Here is a 26,210-nt window from a genome sequence, read left to right as displayed (position 1 = left end):
CTTCTATTGTCCCTGAAAAGTGTTGAGGAATTACGCGCTGTTCGCTACTGGCACATTAAAGATATTTAAGTCTTTTTACGCAGTCAGCACACTGCCCGTGTACAGAAACATGTGCCACATCGGTCTCAAAGCCAACTTGATCACGAAGTAGTTGCACAAACAGTGTTGCGGATTCCGCAGGAATCGAATCAACTGACGAACAGGTATCGCACACTAAATGAATGTGGGGATCTTCATCTACTGAATGATACGTCGGTGGACCATGACCAATGTGGGCGTGAGTAACTAGGCCAACCTGTTCCAGTACTTCTAGCGTTCGATAGATAGTGGATAGATTAACCGCTCCTGCGGTTTTCTGGACTTCGGCAAGAAGAGTCTCTGGGGTTGCATGGCCAAGCGCGTTAACAGCTTCGAGCACTAATTGGCGCTGAGGCGTGATTCGATAACCATGCTCCCGAAGGACTTCGTCCCAATCCCGACTCATTCCTAGCCTGCCTTGGTCAATAAAAAGGATGCTTGTGATGTTAATGGTACTTGAGCTGTTTCAACTTCATGCACCCAGCCAAGTCGGCCACTTGGGTCTAGCCCATAGGTCCGAATGTCCTGGCCAACCAAGCCATTCTCATCACTTGTTGGCAAGCCGGTTCTATTCATGATTGTGTGTGCACGGGTGATTGTTGCGTCTACTAGACCAGTTACTTTAACTTCTCCTATCCAAGTACGAGCATTGCCATCCGGATCAAGAGTAAATTCGACCTCTAGGTTAGGAAGTGGTCGCCAAATTCCTGATTCAGTGGTTAAAAGTTGCACTCGGTTCCCGGCTTCATCGACTTGCCAGATTCGAGACAGATGTGTCAGAAAAGGTTGGCCATCGGTGACCACAGTTAATTCATGTGCCGCCTGCACGCTACCTTGCATCCCAGGGAAATGAACAACACCTAAGCCGACCCAAGTGCCAAGCAGCCATGCAATTGGATTCACATCGTAATGAATTTCAGAAGTCAGCGCTGGCCCTTGAATAATTTGTAAATTACATACCCAGCAAACCAAGTAATTGCAACTGAAGTTGCAACTAACAGACCAGTGAAAAAGTGTTCGAGCACGCTTTTAAGTCTATCTTCTTTCTACCCAAAATGAATTGCGCCAGCAGCTACCTAGGTAGATGCTGGCGCAAAAGATTTTTAAACTATTTGATGCGCGTGCCAGTCGAGCGTAGGTCTTCACATGCAAGCACAACGCGAGCAGCCATGCCAGCTTCGGCTAGTTTGCCATAGGCACGTGGGTCGTAAGCCTTCTTATTGCCCACTTCGCCATCCACCTTCAAGACGCCGTCATAGTTCTTGAAGATGTGATCAACAATTGGTCGGGTAAATGCGTACTGAGTATCAGTGTCAATGTTCATCTTGATTACACCATAATCAAGAGACTCTCGGATTTCCGAAAGCAAGGAACCTGAGCCACCATGGAAAACTAAATCGAGTGGCTTGTCATTGCCCGGGTGCTTGGCCGAAACTGCATCCTGCAAATCCTTCAAAATCGAAGGAGTTAGTACCACATTTCCAGGCTTGTAGACGCCATGTACGTTGCCGAAAGTTGCAGCAACTAGATAGCGGCCACGCTCGCCAAGGCCAAGCTTGTCCACCATAGCTAGAGCATCTTCCGGAGTTGAAAATAGCTTGGCATCATGTTTTGCTTCAATGCCATCTTCCTCACCACCAACGACACCGATTTCAATTTCTAAAACCGTCTTAGCAGCAGAGCACTTATCTAGCATCTCGTCAGCGATATCAAGGTTCTCTTCAAGACTTACTGCTGAACCATCCCACATGTGCGACTGGAATAGTGGCTCAAGGCCTTTGGCAACTCGGTCAGCTGAAAGTGCAACTAGCGGGCGCATAAAACCGTCTAACTTCTCGGCTGGGCAATGGTCTGTATGAAGTGCGATGTTCACGTTGTAGTGCTTCGCAATAGAGTGTGCGAATTCGGCAAGGGCACTTGCTCCGGCAACCATGTCCTTAACAAGCTGTCCAGATGCAAATTCAGCGCCACCCCAGGAGACCTGTACGATGCCGTCAGATTCGGCCTCGGCAAAACCACGAATGGCAGCGACGATGGACTGGGATGAAGTGCAGTTAATTGCGGGATATGCGAAAGCGCCAGCTTTAGCGCGATCGAGCATTTCGTTGTAAACCTCGGGTGATGCAATAGGCATGCGTTAAGACTCCTCAAAGAGTGGCGGTTGGAGGGAACTGGGCACCTTTGCCCAATACCTATTGTGTCACGGATAAGGTGGGAAATGTGATTCAGAGTACTCTTGCCACACTGCTAACCCCAGCTGGAATCCTCAGCCCTGATGGCCTTTTGAAATCTGCTGGCCCATATGCCTTTGCCCTCGTATTGGCCATCCTTTTCATTGAATGTGGGCTTTTGGTTGGACTGGTATTGCCAGGTGACTCGCTACTTTTCATCACAGGCCTATTTATTGCAACAGAAGTGATTAAAGTAAATCTGGTCTTAGCACTAGTCCTAATGACAGTTTCTGCCATCTTGGGCAATCTTGTTGGCTATTGGTTTGGCGGAAGTGTTGGGCCGGCATTATTTCGGCGACCAGACTCGCGGATCTTCAAGCAGGAATACGTTGAAAAAACCAGCAAATTTTTTGCCCAATACGGCGCGAGATCGATTGTCTTAGCTCGCTTTACACCCATTGTGCGGACCTTGATTACGCTCACGGCAGGAATTGCCAAAATGGATTTTCGCAAGTTCGCCATCTACAGCGGATTAGGTGGCGTGCTTTGGGTATTCTCAATGACCCTACTTGGCTACTTCTTAGGCACGATAAAAATCATTCACGACCACATTGAAATATTCACACTAATTGTTGTGGCGATAAGTGTGGTTCCGATTATTTTAGAAATAAGAAACGCAAAAAAAGCTAATTAAAGGCCAAGGTCTGAAAGTTGGAAGGCTGCAAAGTAAGGCAGTCCTGCAGCCTCAATCATCGGGGCAGCTCCGCGTTCAACAATTACCGCTACCGCCACAACATTGGCACCAGCTTCACGAAGTGCCTCTACCGCTGTCATCACTGATCCACCAGTAGTACTGGTGTCTTCAACTGCTACTACATTTCGGCCGGCTACATCTGGCCCTTCAATTCTGCGCTGTAAACCGTGAGCCTTCTCGGCTTTGCGGACCACAAAGGCATCAAGGGAGCGTCCTAGGTTTGCCGCTGCATGAAGCATGGCAGTTGCCACTGGGTCTGCACCTAAAGTTAGGCCACCTACTGCATCAAATTCAACGTCTGCCAAAAGCTCCAGCATCACTTTGCCCACGAGTGGAGCTGCCACCGAATCTAGAGTGACTCGTCGCAAATCCACATAATATTCAGCTTCTTTGCCACTAGACAAAATTACTTTGCCGTGCACTACCGCTTTGTCCAAAATTTGCTGGCGGAGTTCATCGCGATCTGACATACCTAAACCCTATTCATGTCGAAAAGTTTCTGTGCACTCGAGGTAAGAAAATTTAGTTATCAAGAAATGAGAGTGCCGGCAAAAATCTGCCAAGCCAAGGCTGATTTTGCGACCAAACTCAGGACCACGTAGGTGCGCTCACCCGCCAGATAATCAGCCCAACGGCCGTTTCCGCGATATTGCAAAACCTGAACCACTGCAAAAATATTGAAGAAAATAAACAGTGTTGCAACGATTGCATAGACGAAAGCCGGTGGCTTACTCGCAAATTCTGCCCCTGGTGCAACCACGTAAATTGCAATCGCCAACCAGGGAACCGCTCCGGCAATTGAACCAAAGATGAATGGTAACCAACCGCCTGATTTTGGCTGCTCATACTTCTCTTGCAGCCAGCCAAACAAAATCATCGCAGCATTGACACCGAAGATTGAAAGTAGCGCAGTAACTTCGCTTATTCCACAAACTTGAGCAATTAACACAATCATCACTGATGAACTAATTGAATATTCGACCCAGCGGAAATTGTTGTGATTGGCAATTAAGCCAGCACTGTAACGAGGGAAGAATTTTGGACTAATGACAATAAAGTGAGCCAGTGCTGAAAGAGCCAAGAATGCCGCCACCGCCAAACCGACTCTGGTGTCGAACAAAGTAACTGGGTCAGCGTAGGTAGTTCCTGGGGGTCCAGACATGTATCGAGCGGTTACCGGCAAGGAAAAATCATTTGCCAGGTACAGCACAGCCACTAATTGAAGGAGGTGAAAAATACCAGCGATGAAATTGAATCTACGAAGTTTTGAAAGAGCGCTTTGATTTGTTGTCATATTTAGAAGTCTAACTTCCGGACGAGTTCTAGCTTAGAAAATGTTGAGCTTTGCGGAGGTGATTATGAGTCGGCTCTCAAAGCATGGCACAGTAGTCCTATGGCAACCGTGGCATTCTGTCCGACCGATACCGACATAAATCCACATGCCAAAAACATAAATCTTCAGATCGCTCCGTATGTGATAAGTCCTCCCCCTGCTGGCGCTCGGTGGATAACGCATGTTGCAGCACAGCTTGCGGGGACTGCAGATTCATTAATTCTGGTGTTTTCAGGTCAAACAAGTCAGTACGCACCAGCCCTTGGCTTCAGTCGCAAAGCTCTTCGTAGTCCAGCAGTCGGATACATTCTCATTGATCCAGTTATGCCAAGTATTGGTGGCGATTATGGCGACTGGCCAGATGCCCCCGTAACAATTGTGCTTACTGAAGTAGCGCCAGAATTTGCCCTTGATGCTGCCCGCCAAGCAAAGCTGCGTGGTTGGGAAGTTACTCGTGAACAGCTGGCTCAAATCTTGCACTAAGTGCCAGCGCAAATGAGCAAGACCGGCCTATCGAGGTAAATTTCGGTAGTTACGTTCTAAGGTCGAAAATATGCGAACTAATGGTCGAGGCAAATACTGCGCTGCGATACCGAGTGTTTTGTATTGAACGCTAGGGACGCTTACCGCCTTAGCCGCGGCAAAATCTAGCAGCGCCTCCTGCACAACTTCGTGCGGATCAAGCCAAAGGATTTCTGGAATAGTTTCGGTGTTCATACCGGCACGCTGCTGAAATTCAGTTCGTGTGAACCCTGGACAAAGCGCCATAACATGTGCGTTGCTCTCGCGCAGTTGCATAGCTAGTGATTCGCTAAATGTTGTGACATAAGACTTCGCTGCGCTGTAAGTTCCACTCGATAACCACCCAGCGACCGAACTGACATTTATGATGCCACCAAAATCTCGCTCAACTAAACCAGGAAGTGCCGCATGTGAAATTCGCATCACCGCAGTTACCAGGACATCGAGTAGCGCCTGTTCGCTGGCTAAATCACCGCCGACGAAAGGTGTGGCAAGGCCATAACCCGCGTTATTTACAACCAACGCGATATCTTCAAGGGCGGCGCGGTTGGCCACCAGATCCACTTGAGCGCGGTCAGAAAGGTCTGCAACAAGAATCTCTACATTTGATCCAGCATCTTCGTGCAAATCTTCTGCGATCTGAGCCAGGCGCGAACTGTCTCGACCACTGACAACCAAGTCCATGCCCCGATGAGCTAAAACCTCTGCGAAGGCTCTGCCAATTCCGGAAGTTGCGCCGGTTACCAATGCGGTTTTGCCGACAAATGTTTGAGTCATATCACTATCTTGCCAGTGTGAATGCACCTGGCAATTCGACTATAGCTGTCGGCGCGCGGGGCGCCAGACTACAAGAGCTGTAGAGGGTCCGATTTGTTCCCGCAGTGCAGTTATCTCACGCACGGCCGCCTCTAATTGATGTTCTAATTCCATAATGCGAATGATGCCGGCCAGAGTGACCCCAGCTGCTGATAGCCGTGCTACTTCTCGTAAGCGAAGGATGTCGTTAGCCGAGTAGAGTCGATTGCGGCCAACTGTTCTATCTGGCGACACCAGACCAAGCCGATCATATTGGCGCAAAGTTTGCGGGTGTAGACCAGCAAGTTGCGCAGCTACTGTAATGCCAAAAGCTGGCACATCTTGACCGATTTCATGTTCGCTCATGATGCGCTCGATCTCGACTCGTCTTTTAGGCCAGCCTGCTGCATTAACGCGGCGCGAGGGTCGAACTCGCTTGTAGCCAAGGCAAATGCCTCGAGTGCAGTTTTGGCTTGATCGGAGAGCTCAGCAGGAGCCACGATTTCTAATGTGACTAGCAGATCACTAGCCTTTCCATCTGTGCGAGTAACACCTTTTCCACGGGCTCGCACTTTTGTTCCAGATTTGGTGCCTGGTGCTACTTTCAAGGTCACTGTTGTGCCATCTAGAGTTGGCACCTTGACCTGACCGCCTAATGTTGCCTCTGTAATTGTGATTGGCACGGTTATGGTTAATGCTTTGCCCTCGTACCCAAATACTGGATGTTTTTGCACTTTAATTGAAACGTAGAGGTCGCCGTTTAGCGCACCAGGCTGTCCTTGAGCGCCTTTTCCTTTCAGCCGAATGCGGGCTCCATCAGTTACTCCAGCTGGAATACGCGCAGTTGTCGTACCCGTGCTCGTGCGCAGAGTTACCGTCGCACCGCGCATGGCATCAAGAAAGGTCAGTGTGGTTTGGGTTTCTAGATCTGCACCTTTTTGTGGCCCACGACCACCACCAAATAGTCCGCCGAAAATATCACCAAGTCCGCCAAATCCGCCACCGCTGTTCAGTAGATCTTCTAGATTTACGTTTCCTTGAGTAAATCCGCCAGGACCGCCAAAATCACTTGGGCGACGACCACTTGCCACCATCGCACGAACTTCATCATATTCAGCTCGAGACTTCTCATCACTGAGAACTTCATAGGCTTTAGATACTTCTTTGAAGCGTTCTTCGGCTTTAGGATTGTCCGGATTTTTATCTGGATGTAGATCCTTGGCTAATTTTCGATAAGCGCGTTTGATCTCGGTCGCGTCTGAACTATTTGCAACACCTAATGTTTTGTAATAGTCCTTCTCCCAGTAATCCTGCTGACTCATAGTCACCTCCCTTGCTGACCAATCGCTCTAACGCCTTACGAATCCGCTTATTCCGGATCAGCGACGCTGACAATTGCTGCGCGAATTATTCGCCCCGCAAACTCATAACCTGGCTGGAACACCGAAACACAAGTCGGCTTGACTACCTCAGCACTGTGCTCGTGGGTAATGGCTTCGTGGCGCATGGGATCAAATTCGTCACCGGGCTGACCAAATGAAGTAAGGCCCAGGCGCGCCACCGTTGCTTCCAGCGCTTCGCCAACTGACTTAAAGCCGCCTTCAAGTTCACCGTGCGATCGTGCTCGACCAATATCATCAAGAACTGGCAGTAACTCAGTGAGCACTTTTGCAATTGCCGCTTCGCGTTCAATTAGCCGGTCGCGCTCCACTCGCTTGCGATAGTTTACAAATTCAGCCTGGACTCGCTGTAAATCCGCAGTCAGTTCGGCTATCGGGTCAGAGATTGTTGCAGTACCCGATTCCAAGTCCTCTGTTGCTGAGGTATCGGGTGCCTGCGCACCCGATACCCGCAATTCGCCAGTTTCCGGATCAAGCTTGCGCTTGTCTGTTATCTTTACGCCTTCTTCAGACTCACTCATGCTTTTTGATCTTCATCAATAATCTCAGCATCTACAACATCATCGTCAGATGAGGTAGCGGCGTCTGCTTGTTGTGATTCATAGAGTGCCGCCCCAAGTGCCTGACTCGCGGTAGCAACTTTTTCGATGCCATCTTTAATTGCTTCAAAGTCCTTGGCCTCTAGCGCCTTTTTTAAATCTTCCAGCGGACCAGTGACGTTTGACTTGGCATCCTGAGGAAGTTTCTCGTCATTTTCCTGCAAGAACTTCTCAGTGGTGAATACGAGTGAATCGGCCTGATTAAGGATCTCGGCCTCTTCACGACGCGCAGCATCTTCTGCAGCATGTGCCTCAGCATCTGCCATCATGCGATCAATTTCTTCTTTAGAAAGAGCCGATCCACCAGTGATGGTCATGGACTGCTCTTTTCCAGTTCCAAGGTCTTTGGCTGAAACGTGCACAATACCGTTGGCGTCAATGTCGAAGGTTACTTCAATCTGTGGCACACCCCGCGGTGCTGGTGGCAGACCGGTTAGTTCAAAGGTGCCGAGCTTCTTGTTGTAGGCAGCCATTTCGCGCTCACCCTGGAATACCTGAATCAAAACAGATGGCTGATTATCTTCAGCAGTAGTGAACTTCTCTGATCGCTTTGTTGGAATCGTGGTGTTGCGCTCAATCATCTTAGCCATTACGCCACCTTTGGTTTCAATACCGAGGGTTAATGGTGTGACATCAAGCAAGAGCACATCTTTAACTTCGCCGCGCAATACGCCAGCCTGCAGAGCTGCACCAACTGCAACAACTTCATCTGGATTTACACCCTTATTTGGCTCTTTGCCACCTGTAAGTTCTTTAACCAAGTCAGTGACAGCTGGCATACGAGTTGAGCCACCAACTAGCACAACATGGTCAATGTCTCCTACTTTGATTCCCGCATCCTTGATTACAGCAGCGAACGGTGCTTTAGTCCGCTCAAGTAAATCTGCAGTCATTTGCTGGAACTGGGCGCGAGTTAGAGTTTCATCTAGGTGTAGCGGCCCGGCATCTGAAGCGGTGATGTAGGGAAGATTAATATTGGTTGACATTGACTGAGACAACTCAATTTTTGCTTTTTCTGCGGCTTCACGCAGGCGTTGCAATGCGACTTTGTCGGCGGCTAGGTCAACACCGTTTGCACTCTTGAAGGCTTTCACTAAGTGGTCGACAATCTTTTGATCCCAATCATCGCCACCAAGTTTGTTGTCGCCACTAGTTGCCTTAACCTCAACAATTCCTTCGCCAATTTCAAGTAGTGATACATCGAAAGTTCCACCACCGAGATCGAAAACCAAAATAGTTTGATCGCGTTCACCTTTGTCAAGACCGTAGGCAAGCGCAGCTGCAGTTGGCTCGTTGACAATACGCAATACGTTAAGGCCAGCAATCTGACCGGCATCTTTTGTCGCCTGACGTTCTGCATCATTGAAGTAAGCGGGTACTGTGATAACGGCATCAGTAACTGTTTCACCTAAGTATGCTTCGGCATCGCGCTTGAGCTTTTGCAAAATGCGGGCGCTGATTTCTTGCGCGTTGTACTTCTTGTCGTCAATTTCAATTGACCATTTTGGGTCGCCCATGTGTCGTTTGACGGAACGGATAGTTCTATCAACATTGGTTACGGCCTGACGCTTGGCAACTTCACCAACAAGAACTTCGCCATTTTTAGCAAAAGCCACGACACTTGGCGTGGTGCGTGATCCTTCTGCGTTGGCAATTACGGTAGCTTCGCCACCTTCTAGAACACTGACTACTGAGTTTGTGGTTCCTAAATCGATACCTACGGCACGAGACATAATTTCTTCCTCCAGGTTTGGACTTTTCCTTAAGTTATCCCATGTTCATGACATCTGAGAGGCTGACTATCAGATACCTTGAGTCGGGTTGGCTCAAGTTCATCTAGCATAACCCATCTGGTGGCCTACTTTATTCCCGGGCCTGAAACCTTAGCAAAATCAAGGGATTTAGCAGTCTGCAATTCTGGCCAAATTTTTGCCGAGACCACCAAACGGTCAAAACTGATTGCTACTGTGGAAAGCGTGGAAAACCTACCTGTTCAACCGCTAGCGCAATTACATAGGCGCAGAAGCGCCAAGTGGCGGATGTACGAGCAGGATGTCCTTCCCATGGGGTTGGCCGAGATGGACTTGCCTGTTGCTGAACCGATTCAAGCGGGACTAAGCAAAATGATCGCCGAGTCTGACTTGGGATATGGCGCAATTGCCCCAGAGCTTGGGCAGGCCTTTAGCTCTTTTGCGGGGCGACGCTGGGGCTGGGAATCAGACCCTAGCCAATGTTGGCTGGTCACTGATGTTGCCATAGCTGGCATCGAAACCATGCGGCAATTTTGTGAAGCTGGCGACAAAGTTGGAATTAGCTCGCCGGTTTACCACGATTTTCAAAACTGGATCTCGGAAGCAAACTGTGAAGTTGTCGACATTCCACTACAGCAGGTACCTGGCAATGGTTGGAGGCTTGACCTCAATGGCATTGAATCCGCATTCACTTCGGGACTTACTGCCTACATATTGTGCAATCCACACAATCCAGTTGGTTATGTGCCATCGCGAAGTGAGCTAGAACAGCTGGCTGATTTGGCGGATGAGCACAACGTTCTAGTTATTAGCGATGAAATACATGCGCCACTAATCTACCCAGGGCAAACATTCACTCCGTACCTAAGTGTTAATGCACAATCCCGGCGAACTGGGGTCTTAATTACCTCTGCAAGCAAGGCATGGAATACTGCCGGCTTGAAATGTGCGCAAATCATTACGCAAGATACGCAACGCGCTGCGGCCTTTAGCCATTTTCCCGAACATATTTCTTGGCGGGCATCACTACTTGGTGCTTGGGCAAATATCATCGCGTACAACCAGTGCTCACAGTGGCTCGAAAGCGCACTTTCGCTGTTTGATAGTAATCGAAAGCTCGTAGCTCAATTATTAGACGAGCACTTGCCGCAGGCGAGGTACCAGATCCCGCAAGCCACTTACTTAGCCTGGATAGATATTTCGGCTTATCGAGAGCAAGCACCAGCAGCTTTTATTCGCGAGCAGGCCAGAGTCGCCTTCAGTGAAGGAACAGATTTTGGGCCTGCCGGCGCTGGTCATATCCGCCTGAACTTTGGCACGAGCGCTGAAATAATCTCTCAAGCGATATCCAGAACCGCAAACGTCTTAGGGGCCTAGAATTCCATGGAACTCGCGCAACCGGTAAGTGCTGAGAAAATCGGTACGCCATTTGGTTCGCTCAACATTCTTGTCACTGCTGATTTGCAGCCGGTCATAATTGGAGCGGGTTTTGGTTCGTTAACTGAATTAACTACGCGTGTTTTATCCCAGCGCCCCGGATTACAAATAAAACGTCAGAAAATCCCAAAACCTATTGCCGATGTATTTCAGGATTGGCTCGCTGGCAATTTTCTAGCTCTGGATACACTCAAAGTTGACCAGGGAGGTTCGAAATTTAGGCAAGATTGTTGGCGTGCGATGCGCCAGATTAAACCAGGAAAAGCAATTTCATATTCGGAACTGGCGAAGAAGACTTCCAGTCCCGCGGCGGTTCGTGCCGCTGCCACTGCCTGCGCACAGAATCTGATCGCTCCAATAATTCCATGTCACCGAATTATCAAAACAGATGGTTCTCTCGGCCGTTACGGCTACGGCGAGTCTGTGAAACGAAAACTTCTCGAATTTGAAGGCGTTGACCTTTGACCGATTACATGTTGGTTTTTGCCGTGGTATTCGGCATCAATTTGCTGCCAGCTTTCGCTCCGCCTACTTGGTCGGTCTTAGTCTTTTTCGCCTTGAATCAAAACCTAAATGAAATCTCCTTGATCACTCTTGGGATTGTGTCCGCAACTAGTGCCCGGCTCATTTTGGCAGTTACCTTTCGAAAAAATCAGCACAGGTTCCCTCGTTCGTACATAAGTAACTTGGAGAATGCAGCTACACATTTAAGTAGGTCTAAAGGTCACATAGCCGCTATCTGGTTGCTCTTTTTTGTCAGCCCATTTTCGTCTGCGCAGTTATTTGAAGCGGCCGGGTTAATGAAAAGTGTGGCACTTAGGCCGTTGGTAGTAGCTTTTGCCTCGGGTCGCGTTGTTACGTATTCACTTTATGTATTTGGCACAAGTGCCTTTGCGGCCACTTCTCTTGGACAACTAATTAAGGAAAACATTACTTCGCCAGTTGCAATTGCGGTTCAGGTCCTGTTTATCGCTGCCTTAGTCGGCTTGGGGATGATCAAATGGAGACCATACAGGGAGAACTCAGCAACTAGTTAAGTACGCCGATTCGATGCAGTCTCTCTAATGCAGCCTCTTCCAATGGTGAATGTGAACCAATGGCAATCTGCATTAGTCGCATTAACGTGCGAGCTAAGGGAACAATTATCCACTTAGGTCTTGCTTTTAGACCAAGCATTGATTGATATGGCTGGGGTATCGACACTAAGGCTGCTTGGAATAGTAGACCGTACACAACTAATGCTGTTCGTGAAAGTGGAGGCTGTTTAATAAATTTAATAACTCGCCTAGTTTGTTCGGTTACTTGTAATTGATTTTTTGCTAGGTAGCCAGCCATTGCATCCTGAAGTTCTGTTTCAGATCTTGGCGCGGTACTTAAACCTAAAAAAGTAACTGCCTGTGCCCATTTTGCGACATACTCATCAGCGATGTTGAGATCGCGCTCCGTCGAATACATTTGGAAAGTGCGTAAGAAGGAATCAGTAAATGCCACATGCACCCACTGCAGCAAGTCGGGATCGGTCGCCTGATATTTAATCACACGGCCATCAGGTGTGTCGTAACTTCCCCGCACTTTCGAATGCATGGAATTTACTCGATCGGACTCTCTTTGGATCGCCTCTGCGCTGCCAAAAGTGAGAATCGTCAACCACTTGGTGGTGCCAGCAAGTCGGCCAAGCGGATCTGATTCGTATCTTGAATGTTGCGCAACTCCCGCCAGACTACCGGGATGTAGCGCCTGAATTAGCAGAGCGCGGATGCCCCCGATTAAAGTACTCAGATCCCCATGCACAATCCACGGAGCTTCAGATGGCAAAAACATACCCGCATCTTCACCTGAAGAAATTTCAGAGAGCCAGGGCGGAACACCTGCCGGATCACTAGTGATGATGCGCCGAAATCGAGTCCCAATCGCATGCTGAACTCGATTTGTCATTGCAGCCTGGTTTTCCCCTCTGAACGGTAAGTGAATTCAACTCTAAGCGAGTTGCCATTGCAGCGCACAGTGGACAAATTAGTAGACTGAAACAGTAGTCGAAAGGACAGCAAATGTCAGAAAAGCCAAGCGTGCTATTTGTTTGTGTTCACAATGCCGGCCGTTCTCAGATGGCTGCCGGATTCCTTCGAGAGTTGAGCGCAGGCAAAATCGAGGTGCGTTCGGCTGGCTCCGCCCCAGCAGACTCAATCAATCCCTCAGTGGTTTCCGCGATGGCCGAACTTGGGATTGACATTTCTGCGGAGCAGCCCAAAATCCTCACGACCGAATCGGTTGAAATCTCGGATGTTGTAATCACCATGGGTTGCGGCGATGTTTGCCCAATTTTCCCAGGCAAGCGCTACGAAGACTGGAAGTTGGCAGACCCTGCCGGACAGGGCGTGGACGCTGTTCGCCCAATCAGGGATGAAATCAAGGTACTTGTTGAGCAACTAATTAGCGAACTGTTGCCAAGCGAGTAGCTCTCCATGCCGAAAACTTCCATTTCTGATTTTTTAACCAAACTAAAGGGCCAAGGAAGCGAGCGCCCACCGATTGCAAGCAGGAATCACATCCTGATTTCAGCCATTGGGGCATTTATCGCGGTAGCCGTAATTGCAACTGCTTCAAAGGCTCCAAATAATTTACTGATTATGGGCTCTTTCGGCGGAAGCTGTGTGTTGCTATTTGGTTTCCCGGATTCACCGTTTGCTCAACCCCGAAATGTCATCATTGGCCACACCATAAGTTATGCCTCGGGGATTGCTGTCACTAAGTTTCTCGGGGCCCAATGGTGGACCGTTGGTCTTGCATTAGCTGTCTCATTGACATTCATGATGCTATCGGGCACTGTCCACCCACCAGCAGGTGCTAATCCAGTAATCATCTACTTGAGTTTTCATTATTTAGAAATTGATCCAGGCTGGCACTCAATTATTTTTCCAGCATTCCTTGGTTCGTCAATTTTGGTCGCTGTTGCCTTGATTTATAACAATGTAACTCGGGATGAGGCATACCCTCGATACTGGTAAATCAAAAATCAAGTCAAGGTAAGGGTATTTCCTGCTAACAATGATTAGGTGAGTACAGAGCTTCCGAGTATCGAAAACGATTTTGATTTTGAAACCGCGGGATTCATGGCCGTTCTTTTAAGTCGACAACATCAGACTCTGACCGAGAACATCACTAAGTTGCGCACTGAGATAACGATTGAAGCAATTCATGATGCTCGGGTGGCTATTAGAGCAACAAAGTCGCTGCTAAAATCCTTCTCGCCATTACTCAAACGGCGGGCTAGGCGCGAACTAGTTGATCAAATCAATGAGTTTAATCAACATCTAGAACCAATTCGGAACTTAGATGCATTGCTTTCACTTACAGCTAAATTAGAAAATCAGCACGTTCAGACAGTTCTGAGAGAAGAACTTATTCAGCAACGCGCCACCGAAGTGAACCGCCTTGAGCAATCACTCACGGAACCAATAGTTGAGCAACTCTGGAATCGATTCGCTGAATTTTCATTACATCCACCAGTGTCTAAATCCCAGCTCGAGCTAAGTAATCTTGAGCAATACCGCAACATAATTTACTTAATCGAAGAAAGTTGGATCCATCTCTTTGATCAAATTCTGAAACTTCCTAATAAGCCAAGGCCAAGCCAACTGCACCTTGTTCGTATTGCCACAAAGCATTGCCGATACACCTATCAAGCTGTTGGGCAGCTTGGCATACATAGAAACCAGCAGCTTGAGGTTTGGACAAAGAGCCTGCAGCAAAGACTTGGGCAGATTCAAGATCAGCAAACTTACATAACATGGATCTCCCATCAAAGATTTGATGCGGTAATTAAGACACAGGCTCTTGATCAATTTTTCAATGCAAAGCCCAGTAAGCGGAAATTACTTTCAGGGATTGATTTGGTATCAGAAGTTGAATTGGAATAGTGAGCAGGCCTTGATGGTCGGTTGCGAAATCAAGAGCGCTTTCTGCTCGCACCTACGGTGAGCCAATAGGCCAATCTGGTGCGAGCCGCCTCGGGGAACCGTCGAACACAATCGCTTAACGCGATTTGTTCTCCTCCCCACCCTTTCCGGGGTTCAAACGAATAGGGCTCTGAATCAAGGCCAGCAGGCCTTGATTCAGAGCCGCCTCGGGGATTTGAACCCCGGACCTACGCATTACGAGTGCGTTGCTCTACCCCTGAGCTAAGGCGGCCAGTCGCCATTGCGGCGCTAGAAAAGTTTAATGGTTTTGGTGCTGCCCAACACAATTAGGCATCATCTCAGCAAATTAATGGGGGATGTAAGCGGTCGCACACCCGCTCACATCCCCCAAAGGATTTGAATGATTACTTCTTTACGGCAATCACCGTTGACTGCGCAGGTACATTCAAGTTGTACACCCGCTTCAATGTCTTAACTGGCTTAGTTGGATTAGTTGAAACTGAAGTCCCAGTCACAAACAATTGCCATTCACCAGCAGATGGCAGACTAACCGATGCTGGCGTGGTCTGAGAATTATGAACTACAACGATGTTCTTCCATGTATCTCGAACCGCTGCCCCATTGATTCGGTAAGCGATAACGGAATCTGCAGTTTTCATGAACTTCAGATTCGCCCTGATTTGCGCCGAAGTTGACATCCTAAATGCTGGATGCTGCTTTCTGATAGAAATCAAACCGGCGTAGTACTTAACCGTCACTGCATTGGCTAACCGCGAACCGTACTTGAGCGAGTTAATCTCATTCGGAGCGTTGTAGCTGTTGCCATTGCCCTCTTTAGTGCGCAAGAACTCTTGTCCCGCATGAATGAATGGCATGCCTTGCGCCAATAACATAACTGCGCCAGCAAGTCGGACTTTGACAGCTGCTTGAGCATCTGTGCCTGGGGCGCTGGCCTTTAACTTGTCGTACAAGGTGTGGTTGTCATGGGCTTCTACATAGTTCACAGACTGGCCAGGATTTACAGTTGTCCAGTTGGGGTACAATTCTGCACTGTAATCTGTGTTAGCAGTAATGCCGGTCTTGACATCAACGCTTGCGTAAGGGTCTCCAGAAATCCATCCAGGCGCTACTAGATTGCCAGTTGATCCCTTGATTGCATCTCGTATCTGGTCGTTGAATACTCCAAACTTAGGAATCTGGGCGACGTTCGGCTGCGCGGCTTTTTGTGCGACCGGCAATACGCTTCCGATGTTCCAGCCTTCACCGTAAGTGATTACCGATGAGTCAACGGAGTCAATCGCCGATCGAATTCCGTTAACAGTCGTGATGTCCATTAGACCCATTTGATCTAACCGATATCCATCCATCTTGTATTCCGACGTCCAATACTTAAATGAGTCGGTTACAAACTTTCGAACCATTGGCCGCTCAGATGCAAGTTCATTGCCACAGCCACTTCCGTTTGCTAGCTCACCATTGGCTTCCGTTCGGTAGAAATAGCCGGGAACAATGCGCTGCTGACTAAAGTCAACTGCACTTCCAACGTGTGGGTAGACAACGTCCATCACAACGCGTAGACCGTTTGCGTGCATCGCCTGAATGGCCTGCTTTAACTCCTTAACGCGGGCAATTGGATCGTTGGGGTCGGTTGAGTAAGAACCTTCCGGAATGTTGAAGTTTTGTGGGTCATATCCCCAGTTGAACTGCGGACTTGCCGAAGGCGAAGGAGTTTCATTGACAGAGTTGAAGTCGTAGATGGGTAGCAACTCAACATGCGTTACTCCAAGTTCCTTGAGTGCACTTAGACCAGTCTTGGTAGTTACGGTTTTCGTTCCTACCTTTGTCGAATAAGAAGTGTTCAGGTCAGTAAATGCCAGGAACTTTCCTTTGTGATTTTCCGGAATACCACTGGTGGCATCTACTGAGAAATCACGAACGTGAAGCTCGTAAACCGAAGCATCTACGGCTTTGCCGCTGAATGCAGGTTTGCTATGGGTGGCCCAGCCCGTGGGATTAGTTTTGGACAAGTCCAGAACGACACCCTTGGTGCCATTAGCCATCGCCGAACGAGCATAAGGATCGATGGTGTCGTTGACTTCACCATTAACCGAGACTCGGTACTGGTAAATCAAACCATGCTGATCGCCATCAATTGAACCGAACCAAGTTCCCTTCACACCTTGAGTCAGCTGTATCACAGTTGGCGTATCTGAGATTGACGAAGGTGGCAGTGCATTTCCGAATGTCAGAAGTTTAACGTCGGTAGCTGTTGGTGCCCAAACGCGGAAACTGGTTTTGGTAGGTGTGTAGGTGTTCCCTAGATCATCTCCGTCGTAAGTGAATTTTTCCGCAAAGGTAGGCGAAGAGAAGATTTGACCGGTTACGACAGGTGCGCTGCCAAAGCCAGTTTCAACAGTTCCACTTGCGTCAGATAGTGCAATGTCTGGAGATGTTTTTGCATACGAGAAAGTGATTGCAGTTGGCGATGCAGTTGGCGTTGGTGAAGCTACTACTTTAACGACACCATCTATTCGACCATCAACATTTTTTACAATCACAGTTTGACCAGGTGAAACACCAGGTGCAGTAGTAGTCGTCAAAGTTGCAACATTTGATTTCACTTGCTTCTTCGTGACCGCAAATGATCGAGTGTTAGTTACGGTATATGTTTTGCCCAATACCATGTCGGCATCTGTTGTAAGCCGGAGCGCTCTGGTGGTTCTAATAGTTTTACCAGCTTGAGCTACCGCCACTGAGACAATATTTAATCCGTCAGAAATTGTCCAGCCTTGTGCGCCAGTGTCGCCGGTAACGCCACGGAAAGTTTCGCTCAGTGTGACATTGATGGTTCGATAATCATCTTGGGTTGCGCTATAAATTTCAGCACACAAACATGGAACTGAAGTATAAACTTTGGCAATTCCAGAGCGGATCCAAATTTCGGCATTTCCATTAGCATCAAACTCAGTAATAAATCGATCGGAGCCGACATCCTTAGACCAATCATCTTTGCGAACGATAAAGCCAATCTTTTTGACATCCTGAATATCAGTCAGAGTCAGAGTCAACTTCTTGCCATACGCATCAGTTCCATTGAAGAGATTTCGCGCTGAAGTATCTTGAGTGCCAATCAGGCCATGTTCTTTGGCGTAGTCGTCAGTGAACCCTGGAAACCAAATCCACATGTTCCAGTCGGTGTAGTTATTATCCGGGCGATTGTAGTGAATCGTTATGGTGCTTGTTGTGGATGCTGATGCCGGGGCAAATCCATATGCACCTAAAAACCCTGCTAGTAGTGAAAATGCGGCAAGGATTCTGATGATTGCCTTGCGCTGAACTGATACCTTCATTTGATACTTTTTCCCTTTTTCTATGTTGTTTAACATCAAGATTTCGTTATTTACTAGCCCTTAACAGAGCCTGCGGATAGTCCCTCGACGATGAAGCGCTGAAGTACTTGGAAGAGGATTACAACTGGTAGCGCAGCCAACATGGCGCCAGCCGCAAATACCCCCCAGTTTGATGCGTATCGCCCTGAAATAAATGAACGAAGGCCAACAGCCAGGGTCATCTGATCGGTCTTAGTCAAGAAAATGCTGGCTAAGACGAAGTCGTTCATGAGTCCGATGAAGGAGAGCAACATAACTACCGCGAGCATTGGGGCTGCCAATGGCAAAATGATTTTCATGAACACTTGGTTAGCGGTAGCTCCATCAACAATTGCCGCCTCATCGAGCTCACGAGGTATGGTGTCAAAGAAGCCCTTGAGCAAATAAGTGTTGTAGCCCATTGCCCCGCCCAAATAAATAAGAATTAGTCCGGCAATGGTGCCAGTTCCCATGAATGGGAAAATTGTTCCGATTTTCTGCATAATCAAAAAGAGTGCAATGAAAGAAAGGATCTGGGGAAACATTTGCAGAATGAGCAGTCCACCAAGACTAAGTCGGCGCCCTTTGAAAGCAATGCGACTAAATGCGTAAGCGGCCACAGTTGCGACTGTTACTTGCAAGATTGCTGCCACAGAAGAAATCATGAGCGAGTTACCATACCAATGTAGGTATGGATAATTCTCATAAGTTACGTCATTGCTAATGTCATGCTTGCCGAATAAGAATCGGAAGTTATCAAGACCAAAGTCGCTCCAGTGCAAATTCAGAGTTGAAAGTGTGCCAGCCGGATTCAAGGCTGCCATCATTACCCAGACAATTGGCATGACAGCGAATAAAAATGCTAGGACGGCGGTTAAATACCGCCACCAAAGTTTGCCTCTATTCTTGTTGCGCTTTTTCGGTGCACGCGACTGCACCTGGCGAGCTGCCACAGAATCCAAAGTTTGAGTTGACATATGCTCTCCTAGTTCAAAGTCTCTAAAGCACGGGTACGGGTGAATGAAAGTGTTGAGATGCCCGCAACAATAAAGAAGATCAAGATCGAAATAGCACAAGCCAGACCGTAATCGTTACCGTGTCCCGATTCAATAGCCAACTTGTAGGTGTAGGAAATCAAAATATCGGTTGAGCCAGCAATTTCAGAATCTGCAGCTGGAGGTCCACCACCAGTCAATAGATAAATGCCGCCAAAATTATTGAAATTGTAGGCAAAGGATCCAATTAGCAATGGAGATACGGTGACCATCAGTAATGGCAATTTGATTCTGGTAAGTATCTGGCGCGGTTTTGCTCCATCTACCGAGGCCGCTTCGGCGAGCTCGGCTGGAATGGACTGAATAGCGCCCGTGCAAATTAGGAACATGTAAGGGAAACCAAGCCATAAATTAACCAGCACCGTTGATACTTTTGCCCAAAATGCATCCGTTAGCCAGGGAATGTTTGTTCCGAGCAAATTATTGATAACGCCAAAATCATCATTAAGGAAGCCGGCCCAGATCAGTAAAGACAAAAAGCCGGGCATTGCGTACGGAATAATTAGCGAGGATCTCAAGAACTTGCGACCTTTGACGCCTGGATGATTCAAAATCAAAGCCAAAGTTAAGCCCAGGATAAAGGTAGTTATCACAGTTAAGAATGCGTAGACGAAGGTCCAAATCAAAACTCGAACAAATGGGCCTCGGACTACCGGATCAGTGATTACAGAGTGAAAATTCTTGAATCCTACATTTACTCGCCAACCAGGTGTTAGTGAAGTGCCGTCTTCAGCTACGAATGCACCTTCGACTTCCTTGAAAACATATCCAGTTGTTGTATCTATCAACTGATCTTTTTTGGCGTCATAGATTACGGTGGTGGAATACTCATAGCCAACGGGATAGGTATCACCTTTTATGTAAGTGTCCTTACTTATCGGAGAGGCGAAGTCCGTGAGCGAATTTTGGATTGACTCGGACGAATTGATTTGATCGTCACTGTATACATTCCAATCCGCTGGAGGCAGCGGCAGGCCATCTGAATCAAATTTAGGAGAGGGAATCTCTGTTGCTGCATCTTCGGTGCCTAAGTAAACCTTCTCGGTCTCTGGATTGACTATCAGAAGTCCGAACTCTTTACCTTTGTGGATAGCTCGAATTGGGTATTCAGGACTATCTTCAACCTGCTGAACATATGAAAGCAGCACGGCCTTTCGGGCTTCATCTCTGCTGACAAAGTGTTCGGTCGAATAATTGCTAAAAGCAGCTACTGCAGTAAATAAGACCGGATAGATCTGGAAAATTACTAACAGAATGGTGCCTGGCAACAGCCAGCGAGAAGCCTTAGTTCGCTTGGCCAAATAGACGATGTTGATAATCACAGTGGTAATTACCAACCAGGTCAAGGCTAACCAGTTGCTGGAAACTACTAAGTGGGTTCCAGCCCAAAATGCCAAAGAATCAATAAGTCCCAAGAACAGAATTCGGGCAACTAAGCCAACCACCGATTTAACCCCACCTAATTAAAATATGTAGTTCATCGACTAGCGCAGACACTGGCAAATTGCTAAGTATCTGCGCTAGCCGATTCGTGAACTTTCGCTTTCGTAACTCTTTTTACTTTATTGCTTTCGAGATGGTTGACTGCGCTTTCTTGAACCGCTTGGAAGCAAGTTTCTCGGTCTTGACCTGGCTCCAAGCATTACCTAACGGAGTCCAAACAGCGCCCATCGCCAGAATCTGCGGCATGGTGATTGCACCTTGACCGGCCTTGAAGAATGCCGCGCTGTCAGGATCTTTAAAGGCAGCTCGAGCAAGTTTATTTGCCGGAGTCCGAATGGTTAGATTTGCAATCCGAAGTTGTGCGTCCTTGGTTGTCAGATCCGCAAGAACCTGGTTTACCTGCAACACGTTCTTATGCTTGCCAGGCGCTGCCCACTTAGTGCGCATCGCACCCTGCACGCCATAAAACGGAACTGCCTTGAATCCCTTAACTACCGTTGGGAATGGTGACATCTCGTAATTGATGTTCTTTAGTCGGATCTTGTCCAAGTTCCATGGACCTGTAACCATGTATGGGGCTTGCTTGCCGGTAAAAGCTGCAAGAGCAGTATCGCCAGTCACATTTACATTAAACAGTTTCTCGCGATACCACTTGTCAATCAAGGTTGAATTCTTGAGGAACTTGCTGTTTGCAATTCCCAGTTTGTTGGTGTTCCAGTTCCCTGATGAGCCACCGAATATATATCCGCCTAGTCCAGAAAAGAATGGGTACATGTGATACGGATCACCTGGCGAAACTGCGAGACAGAATTTTGCTTTCTTGTTCTTCTTAAAAAACTTCTTGCAGTCCAACTCGATATCTGCCATCTTCTTTGGTGCTTTAGGCACCAAGTTTGCATTTCGGAACAGTGCCACATTTTCGACAGCTACTGGCACGCCATAGGTGGCACCACCGAGTTTGAATGCATCCTTGTCGCGCTTATCAAACTGGGAAGCATTGGCTATTGTCAGCGGAAGAATCGAACCATCTGATTGCAGTGGGCCAATCCAGTCATGCGCGCCCACGATAATGTCTGGAGCATCAGTATCCGAAACAGTCTTCAATTTATCTTTATGGCCGTCCTTGCCGATAACATTTACGACAATTGACTTATGCTTTCGGTTAAAGGCCTTAGCCCATGATTGAAATGCACTTGCCCGGTCCAAATCGGTCCAAATCGTAACTACAGTTGCTGCCTGAGCTGCAGGCATTGTCAACCCTGTTACCAACATAGCTGCAGCTACTATGCCACCTACTATTCCAACTTTCTTACTTTTCATTTTTCCTCCGAAGGACTTGGTTTTAGCACGTTAAACACATGCAGGGTTGATTAGTTAATAGTGATTCTGAACTGGTTGGTATAAAGTTTGAAAGCTGCATTACCACTTTGCATTGCACCAAGTTTGCAAGTTCCAGGACTCTTAGCGAAGAGTTTGCCAGACTTGATTTTGCAATTTTGTGGCGTAATCACTGTCCACTTAACCACAAGCTTGGCATCGGTTTTTGCCGGCAAAGCTACACTCTTGCCTCGCTTGAGAGATGTTGGGACCTTTGATAATTTTTGGGCAGCCTTAATTGCTGGATCTGGAACAAGCACTTTGTCGAAGACTGTCTTATTGCCTTGCTTAATCCATACCTCAGTCATTGAGCCAGTGATGTTAACAGTGCGCTGACCACCGAGTCCAGTTGGCAGTTCCCCCGAAGCAAGGTCCATAGTTGAACCCTTCTTGATGGTGATAACAATCGAAGATGCTGTGCGATCGAATTCGTAAACGCACGCAATGCGGCCGAAACTGTCCTTCAAGTCAGGGCTGTAGGCAACACCATTTCCAAGGTGATTAACTTTCCAACCTGCATAATCTTGCAGTGGGCGACTGTAATGAACTGCCACCAAATTTCCGGTGGGATTAGTCAAACTAGCTTTATCAGTCATGTCCAAATAGGTAACGGTTTCCTCGCCAACAGTCTTGTCGACGGTAATGTCCACCAGCGTGCCACCGTCGTCAAATAGATTGGCATCCAGCCAAAAGTCTGTGTACTTTTTCGGAGACAAAGTTGCAGTGAATACCTCTGACTGAAGCGTGAGTGCATTTCCACCCTTACGCAAAATAAACTTTTGGTCCACTTGGGTAATGTCGGGCAAGTTAATGCTTGCTACCCGACCAAAGCAATCAGGCGCACTAGCAAATGGCACGGCCTTGTTGTCAGCCGAATCCTCTTCTTGGGTCAGGATGTCCCATCCGGTGTACTTATTATCTCCTCGCTTGTAGTGAATCCGAAGTACTCGATCGTTTGGATTTGAGGTATAAATCATTGAATCGTTTTGCTTAAGCCAAACTTCAGTGGTTCCAGTTGGCTTCATGTCTATGAAGCGATCTTCAGCAACATCATTTTTATTTGAACCAATACGAACTATGAAGCCTACCTTTGTTGAAGCACTGGTAACTTTAATGATCGCTTTCGCACCGAAATTATCCTGGTCGGCAGGATCAAATTGCCATCCGCCACCAACTTCTCCCCAGGTTGCAGTATTGCCTGAGTCTGAATCACCGGTCTGCCAGAGCCATAAATTCCAACCATCATAGAGTCCACAAGGATCTTCATCGCAGTATCCGTTAGCAGATGTTCCGTCATTATCGAGTGTTGTACGTGAGTAATGAATTATGAGAGTTCTGTCGCCAGCGGCTTGCGCTGACGTAGCGGTCAAACCGCCAGAAAAAAGTGCTACAGCTAGTGCAGCCAAAACCATTGATTTAATTTGACGCGCAGTTCGCTTCATCAAAAATTGTCCTATTCGAATTTTCGCTACCTTGAATGAAGGTCGCATGTTGTTTTTCTGACTAATTGCCTTCGATGTATCCACGATTCCCCCTCATAATCAGAGCCGTTGCTCCTTTTTAACTATCCGTGGATTGGATAGCCTCGTTAATTACCTCAAGGTTGGGGCTTGCAACAAAGTGTTACAAGCCCCAACCCCTTAAGGTTTTACCCCTTTAGTTTTGCAACTTAGGCAGTCGTAGCTACGGTGCCAGACTTGGTTGCAGTACCACCAGGAGTTACCACAGACACTGAGGTACCAGTCTTATTGGTAGGCGCAGTGAATGTGATCTGAGTGCTGCTAACTACGGTGAATTCAGCAATGGTATTTGCACCAATGCGAACCGCAGTAGCACCGGTCAGATTTGTACCAGTGATTGTCATCGTGGTTCCCTTAACGAACTTAGATGCATTTGCACCAGTTCCCTTTGTTCCAGTCACCGCAGTGATTGAAGGAGCTGGGATGATCGTTAGGTCGTCTGCGCTGGTTACAGTGCCACCAGGGGTGGTTACTGAAACCTTGCCAGTAACAGTTCCAGCTGGAACCTGGTAGGTAATTGAGGTTGCTCCGGCGGTCTTCTTCACCAAAACCTTAGTACCCATCTTTACTGCTGTTACTCCCGCAAGATTTGCACCATTGATGGTAACAATGCCACCGACTGCTACAGAACTTGGCGACAAGCTGCTGATTACTGGCTTCATTCTGAACAATGCCGACGAGGATGCAGTTCCACCAGCAGTGGTGATTGAAATCTTGCCATCTTCAGCACCAGCAGGTACCACGAAGGTCAACTTGTTAATCGCAGTGACGGTGAAGTCAACTGACAATGTACCAAGTTTCACAGCCGTTGCTGCGCCAGCGTTAGTTGCGGTGACAGTAACTGTATCTCCAACTAGACCAGCAGCTGGTGAAGCAACTGGTGCACTTGGCAGATTGTTAGCGGTTGTCAAGGCAATTGAGCCAGTAGAAGTTGCGCTTCCACCTGGGGTGGTTACTACAAGCTTGCCGGTAATCGCTGAGGTTGGCTTGGCCAAGCTAACTGAAAGCTTGGTAGCCGACAGTGCGCGAGCTACTGCTGGTGCAGTAGCTGCAGGAACAGCAGCAGTACAGACATAGCCCTGCGAACGAGTTACAGATCCACACTTGTACACATTGCCAACCTTGGTAGCAAGCACAGCTGGTACTGCAGCGCGAACTAGATTCGCCCGTACGCTTCCATCAGTTGGGAAGTTAGTTCCGCTTACCTCGAAGGTCTTGTTTCCACCAGTTGTGGTTGGAAGCGAGCCACTTAGAGTAGGTGCTCCGTATGGATTTGAGGAGTAGACCGCTTTTTTGCCCTGCTTTACATAGACATCAACAGTCCCTGCACCTGATGGAGCACCGTCCTGAACTGAAGTGAATGTAACTGAGTCCTGGTTACCATTTCCATCGAGACCGTTCTTGGTAGCCGTATCCCAGTTATCACTACTGCGCAATAAGAAACCAAATCCGGAAACTGCAGCGGTGTTGTTCACGGTCAAAGTCGCAACCTTGCCGTAAGCATCTTCACCACTAAAGTCGAGCTGACCACCAGTACCGATGTTCCAGTACCAAATGTTCCAGCCGTCGTAGTCGCCTGCTGGGCGGTTGTAGTGGATGCGAATGGTCTGGCTTGATGAGTAGCTGATTAGGCTCTGACAAACTGCGTCGAATCCAGTTCCAGTACAGCTGTAGTTTGGATCTGATGCGCCAGCTTCCCAAGGAGCTGAAACTGCGCCAGCGGCTTCTGCATCTGCTTTGGATGAGAAGAATGGTCCGTCTGATCCGTCAAGAACCCAAACTTCAGTTGTTCCACTTGGATCTAGGGTGATCAAGTGGTTACCGTCTCCATCACCAGTACACTGCGCACATGAAGCACGAGTCGACCAGTCATTCTTACGAATGATGATGCCGATAGCAGGAAGCAGCTTTGTTCCAGTGAGGTTTTTCTTGAATACCTTGCCGTAAGCATCCTCGCCATTGAAATTATGGCAGGCGAAATCGCCAAAGTTATAGATACATACATCCCAGCCACGGTAGCTATTAAAGCCAGTGACGTTCTTACCTTGGTAGTGGATGGTCAGTGCTTGAGTGTTAGATGCGGTTGACACCGGAGTACAAACACCATCAGCACAGTCGTAATTAGGGTCAGTTGCGCCAGCTTCCCAAGGAGCGGATCCAGCGCCAGCATCCTGAGCGTCTGCCAATGAGGTGTAGTAAGCAGCCTTATCAGTTCCGGCAACAATCCAGACCTCAGTTGAACCGTCAGAATCTAGAGCAATGTAACGGTTGCCCTTGTCCTGGCCTGCGGGTGCATTCCATTCTTTCTTGTCCCAAGCATTTGTGCGCACGATTGTGCCGATTGTGCTGAGCGTTGCTGAATCGCTAACTGTAAAAGTGTAACTTTTACCAAACGAGTCAGAGCCATTGAAGTAGGTTGCTACATTCCACTGAGCAGTGTCAGTTGAAGTACCAGCTCCCTTAAAGAGCCATAAATTCCAACCCTTGTAGCTATCAAAATCAGTTGCTGCTGGATCCTGATAGTGAATCGTAACTGTATTGCTTACGTTGTCCGCTTTTGCAGGTGATGCAAAGCCAGCAGACAACCCAGCAACCATTAATGTTGCTAGGAATGGCACGAAGATTTTTCGAGCCAGTGCCTTTGATGAAATCACGATGTGATGTCCTTCCATTCGTAACCGATGCAAATT

Annotated in this window: 25 protein-coding genes and 1 tRNA gene; 8 read left to right on the top strand and 18 right to left on the bottom strand. The window is 47.9% G+C overall.

Annotated features, from left to right (window positions below; all coding sequences use genetic code 11):
• Positions 1 to 55 precede the first annotated feature (55 nt).
• The 3 genes from EBS36_04400 to EBS36_04390 all read right to left on the bottom strand — a co-directional run bounded on the left by EBS36_04400 (position 56) and on the right by EBS36_04390 (position 2,212).
• Positions 56 to 484, bottom strand: a complete 429-nt coding sequence (locus EBS36_04400) for a transcriptional repressor (GenBank protein ID NBU32392.1) — start codon at positions 482 to 484, stop codon at positions 56 to 58.
• A 2-nt stretch (positions 485 to 486) separates the two neighbouring features.
• Positions 487 to 1,050, bottom strand: coding sequence for an FABP family protein (locus EBS36_04395; protein NBU32391.1), 564 nt, complete (start codon positions 1,048 to 1,050; stop codon positions 487 to 489).
• A gap of 136 nt (positions 1,051 to 1,186) precedes the next feature.
• Entirely contained in the window at positions 1,187 to 2,212 is a 1,026-nt protein-coding gene (locus EBS36_04390) for a class II fructose-bisphosphate aldolase (GenBank protein NBU32390.1), read from the bottom strand.
• 77 nt (positions 2,213 to 2,289) lie between these two features.
• On the opposite strand from EBS36_04390, the gene EBS36_04385 reads away from it, so the two are divergent.
• Positions 2,290 to 2,943: a DedA family protein gene (locus EBS36_04385; protein NBU32389.1), complete on the top strand. Its 654-nt coding sequence runs from the start codon at positions 2,290 to 2,292 to the stop codon at positions 2,941 to 2,943.
• Here the strand turns inward: EBS36_04385 and EBS36_04380 are convergent.
• Positions 2,940 to 3,473: an orotate phosphoribosyltransferase gene (locus EBS36_04380; protein ID NBU32388.1), complete on the bottom strand. Its 534-nt coding sequence runs from the start codon at positions 3,471 to 3,473 to the stop codon at positions 2,940 to 2,942. The genes EBS36_04385 and EBS36_04380 overlap by 4 nt on opposite strands.
• Positions 3,474 to 3,532: 59 nt before the next feature.
• Positions 3,533 to 4,297 (bottom strand): hypothetical protein, encoded by a 765-nt coding sequence (locus tag EBS36_04375; protein NBU32387.1) that lies wholly within the window; start codon positions 4,295 to 4,297, stop codon positions 3,533 to 3,535.
• 99 nt (positions 4,298 to 4,396) lie between these two features.
• On the opposite strand from EBS36_04375, the gene EBS36_04370 reads away from it, so the two are divergent.
• Positions 4,397 to 4,819 carry a hypothetical protein gene (locus EBS36_04370; protein NBU32386.1) on the top strand — a complete coding sequence of 141 codons (423 nt, stop codon included), beginning with the start codon at positions 4,397 to 4,399 and terminating at the stop codon, positions 4,817 to 4,819.
• 27 nt (positions 4,820 to 4,846) lie between these two features.
• Here EBS36_04370 and EBS36_04365 read toward each other — a convergent pair whose 3' ends face one another.
• The 5 genes from EBS36_04365 to dnaK are packed head-to-tail and all read right to left on the bottom strand — an operon-like array spanning position 4,847 to position 9,385.
• On the bottom strand, positions 4,847 to 5,635 hold the full coding sequence (locus EBS36_04365) for an SDR family NAD(P)-dependent oxidoreductase (protein NBU32385.1): 789 nt from the start codon (positions 5,633 to 5,635) through the stop codon (positions 4,847 to 4,849).
• Between the two features lie 39 nt (positions 5,636 to 5,674).
• Positions 5,675 to 6,019: a MerR family transcriptional regulator gene (locus tag EBS36_04360; protein NBU32384.1), complete on the bottom strand. Its 345-nt coding sequence runs from the start codon at positions 6,017 to 6,019 to the stop codon at positions 5,675 to 5,677.
• Positions 6,016 to 6,975, bottom strand: coding sequence for a J domain-containing protein (locus EBS36_04355; protein ID NBU32383.1), 960 nt, complete (start codon positions 6,973 to 6,975; stop codon positions 6,016 to 6,018). Before EBS36_04355 ends, EBS36_04360 begins: the two co-directional genes overlap by 4 nt.
• A gap of 47 nt (positions 6,976 to 7,022) precedes the next feature.
• Positions 7,023 to 7,574, bottom strand: a complete 552-nt coding sequence (gene grpE / locus EBS36_04350; GenBank protein ID NBU32382.1) for a nucleotide exchange factor GrpE — start codon at positions 7,572 to 7,574, stop codon at positions 7,023 to 7,025.
• A complete protein-coding gene (dnaK, locus tag EBS36_04345) occupies positions 7,571 to 9,385 on the bottom strand; it encodes a molecular chaperone DnaK (GenBank protein NBU32381.1) in 1,815 nt (604 codons plus the stop codon). The genes grpE and dnaK overlap by 4 nt, the downstream gene beginning before the upstream one ends.
• 120 nt (positions 9,386 to 9,505) lie before the next feature.
• Between dnaK and EBS36_04340 the strand changes: the two genes are divergently transcribed.
• Genes EBS36_04340 through EBS36_04330 form a run of 3 tightly spaced genes read left to right on the top strand, consistent with a single transcriptional unit; the run spans position 9,506 to position 11,877 of the window.
• A complete protein-coding gene (locus EBS36_04340; protein NBU32380.1) occupies positions 9,506 to 10,780 on the top strand; it encodes an aminotransferase class I/II-fold pyridoxal phosphate-dependent enzyme in 1,275 nt (424 codons plus the stop codon).
• 6 nt (positions 10,781 to 10,786) lie between these two features.
• On the top strand, positions 10,787 to 11,305 hold the full coding sequence (locus EBS36_04335) for a methylated-DNA--[protein]-cysteine S-methyltransferase (protein NBU32379.1): 519 nt from the start codon (positions 10,787 to 10,789) through the stop codon (positions 11,303 to 11,305).
• Between the two features lie 8 nt (positions 11,306 to 11,313).
• Positions 11,314 to 11,877: a hypothetical protein gene (locus EBS36_04330; protein NBU32378.1), complete on the top strand. Its 564-nt coding sequence runs from the start codon at positions 11,314 to 11,316 to the stop codon at positions 11,875 to 11,877.
• On the opposite strand, the gene EBS36_04325 is transcribed toward EBS36_04330, so the two are convergent.
• Positions 11,870 to 12,775 carry a DUF2236 domain-containing protein gene (locus tag EBS36_04325; protein NBU32377.1) on the bottom strand — a complete coding sequence of 302 codons (906 nt, stop codon included), beginning with the start codon at positions 12,773 to 12,775 and terminating at the stop codon, positions 11,870 to 11,872. The genes EBS36_04330 and EBS36_04325 overlap by 8 nt on opposite strands.
• A 113-nt stretch (positions 12,776 to 12,888) precedes the next feature.
• Here EBS36_04325 and EBS36_04320 point away from each other — a divergent pair, with 113 nt between their 5' ends.
• The 3 genes from EBS36_04320 to EBS36_04310 are packed head-to-tail and all read left to right on the top strand — an operon-like array spanning position 12,889 to position 14,757.
• Positions 12,889 to 13,296, top strand: a complete 408-nt coding sequence (locus tag EBS36_04320) for an arsenate reductase ArsC (GenBank protein ID NBU32376.1) — start codon at positions 12,889 to 12,891, stop codon at positions 13,294 to 13,296.
• A 6-nt stretch (positions 13,297 to 13,302) separates the two neighbouring features.
• The gene (locus EBS36_04315; protein NBU32375.1) at positions 13,303 to 13,845 is read left to right on the top strand and encodes an HPP family protein; all 543 of its coding nucleotides are present in this window, start codon (positions 13,303 to 13,305) and stop codon (positions 13,843 to 13,845) included.
• 48 nt (positions 13,846 to 13,893) lie between these two features.
• Positions 13,894 to 14,757, top strand: coding sequence for a CHAD domain-containing protein (locus EBS36_04310; protein NBU32374.1), 864 nt, complete (start codon positions 13,894 to 13,896; stop codon positions 14,755 to 14,757).
• A gap of 199 nt (positions 14,758 to 14,956) precedes the next feature.
• On the opposite strand, the gene EBS36_04305 is transcribed toward EBS36_04310, so the two are convergent.
• The 7 genes from EBS36_04305 to EBS36_04275 form a co-directional block, all read right to left on the bottom strand.
• Positions 14,957 to 15,028, bottom strand: a tRNA-Thr gene (locus EBS36_04305).
• 133 nt (positions 15,029 to 15,161) lie between these two features.
• Positions 15,162 to 18,143 carry a type I pullulanase gene (pulA, locus tag EBS36_04300; protein ID NBU32373.1) on the bottom strand — a complete coding sequence of 994 codons (2,982 nt, stop codon included), beginning with the start codon at positions 18,141 to 18,143 and terminating at the stop codon, positions 15,162 to 15,164.
• 17 nt (positions 18,144 to 18,160) lie between these two features.
• Positions 18,161 to 19,102 (bottom strand): sugar ABC transporter permease, encoded by a 942-nt coding sequence (locus EBS36_04295; protein ID NBU32372.1) that lies wholly within the window; start codon positions 19,100 to 19,102, stop codon positions 18,161 to 18,163.
• Between the two features lie 8 nt (positions 19,103 to 19,110).
• Positions 19,111 to 20,625, bottom strand: a complete 1,515-nt coding sequence (locus tag EBS36_04290; GenBank protein ID NBU32371.1) for an ABC transporter permease subunit — start codon at positions 20,623 to 20,625, stop codon at positions 19,111 to 19,113.
• Positions 20,626 to 20,737: 112 nt separating this feature from the next.
• A complete protein-coding gene (locus EBS36_04285; protein NBU32370.1) occupies positions 20,738 to 21,943 on the bottom strand; it encodes an extracellular solute-binding protein in 1,206 nt (401 codons plus the stop codon).
• Between the two features lie 50 nt (positions 21,944 to 21,993).
• Positions 21,994 to 23,526: a hypothetical protein gene (locus tag EBS36_04280; GenBank protein NBU32369.1), complete on the bottom strand. Its 1,533-nt coding sequence runs from the start codon at positions 23,524 to 23,526 to the stop codon at positions 21,994 to 21,996.
• 143 nt (positions 23,527 to 23,669) lie between these two features.
• On the bottom strand, positions 23,670 to 26,192 hold the full coding sequence (locus EBS36_04275) for a hypothetical protein (protein ID NBU32368.1): 2,523 nt from the start codon (positions 26,190 to 26,192) through the stop codon (positions 23,670 to 23,672).
• Positions 26,193 to 26,210: the final 18 nt, after the last annotated feature.

It is taken from the genome of Actinomycetota bacterium, from assembly GCA_009923495.1.
Lineage (GTDB): Bacteria > Actinomycetota > Actinomycetes > S36-B12 > UBA5976 > UBA5976.
The sequence above is the reverse complement of the archived record's forward strand: the minus strand, read 5'-3'. Positions and strand labels throughout refer to the sequence as shown.

What these genes read in the sequence shown, in the direction of transcription:
- EBS36_04285 (NBU32370.1), bottom strand. Translation starts at nt 21,943, where the DNA reads ATGAAAAGTAAGAAAGTTGGAATAGTAGGTGGCATAGTAGCTGCAGCT.
- EBS36_04320 (NBU32376.1), top strand. Translation starts at nt 12,889, where the DNA reads ATGTCAGAAAAGCCAAGCGTGCTATTTGTTTGTGTTCACAATGCCGGC.
- EBS36_04330 (NBU32378.1), top strand. Translation starts at nt 11,314, where the DNA reads ATGTTGGTTTTTGCCGTGGTATTCGGCATCAATTTGCTGCCAGCTTTC.
- EBS36_04390 (NBU32390.1), bottom strand. Translation starts at nt 2,212, where the DNA reads ATGCCTATTGCATCACCCGAGGTTTACAACGAAATGCTCGATCGCGCT.
- grpE (NBU32382.1), bottom strand. Translation starts at nt 7,574, where the DNA reads ATGAGTGAGTCTGAAGAAGGCGTAAAGATAACAGACAAGCGCAAGCTT.
- EBS36_04315 (NBU32375.1), top strand. Translation starts at nt 13,303, where the DNA reads ATGCCGAAAACTTCCATTTCTGATTTTTTAACCAAACTAAAGGGCCAA.
- EBS36_04275 (NBU32368.1), bottom strand. Translation starts at nt 26,192, where the DNA reads ATGGAAGGACATCACATCGTGATTTCATCAAAGGCACTGGCTCGAAAA.
- EBS36_04400 (NBU32392.1), bottom strand. Translation starts at nt 484, where the DNA reads ATGAGTCGGGATTGGGACGAAGTCCTTCGGGAGCATGGTTATCGAATC.
- EBS36_04370 (NBU32386.1), top strand. Translation starts at nt 4,397, where the DNA reads ATGGCAACCGTGGCATTCTGTCCGACCGATACCGACATAAATCCACAT.
- EBS36_04295 (NBU32372.1), bottom strand. Translation starts at nt 19,102, where the DNA reads ATGTCAACTCAAACTTTGGATTCTGTGGCAGCTCGCCAGGTGCAGTCG.
- EBS36_04335 (NBU32379.1), top strand. Translation starts at nt 10,787, where the DNA reads ATGGAACTCGCGCAACCGGTAAGTGCTGAGAAAATCGGTACGCCATTT.
- dnaK (NBU32381.1), bottom strand. Translation starts at nt 9,385, where the DNA reads ATGTCTCGTGCCGTAGGTATCGATTTAGGAACCACAAACTCAGTAGTC.
- EBS36_04325 (NBU32377.1), bottom strand. Translation starts at nt 12,775, where the DNA reads ATGACAAATCGAGTTCAGCATGCGATTGGGACTCGATTTCGGCGCATC.
- EBS36_04365 (NBU32385.1), bottom strand. Translation starts at nt 5,635, where the DNA reads ATGACTCAAACATTTGTCGGCAAAACCGCATTGGTAACCGGCGCAACT.
- EBS36_04380 (NBU32388.1), bottom strand. Translation starts at nt 3,473, where the DNA reads ATGTCAGATCGCGATGAACTCCGCCAGCAAATTTTGGACAAAGCGGTA.
- EBS36_04355 (NBU32383.1), bottom strand. Translation starts at nt 6,975, where the DNA reads ATGAGTCAGCAGGATTACTGGGAGAAGGACTATTACAAAACATTAGGT.
- EBS36_04360 (NBU32384.1), bottom strand. Translation starts at nt 6,019, where the DNA reads ATGAGCGAACATGAAATCGGTCAAGATGTGCCAGCTTTTGGCATTACA.
- pulA (NBU32373.1), bottom strand. Translation starts at nt 18,143, where the DNA reads ATGTTAAACAACATAGAAAAAGGGAAAAAGTATCAAATGAAGGTATCA.
- EBS36_04375 (NBU32387.1), bottom strand. Translation starts at nt 4,297, where the DNA reads ATGACAACAAATCAAAGCGCTCTTTCAAAACTTCGTAGATTCAATTTC.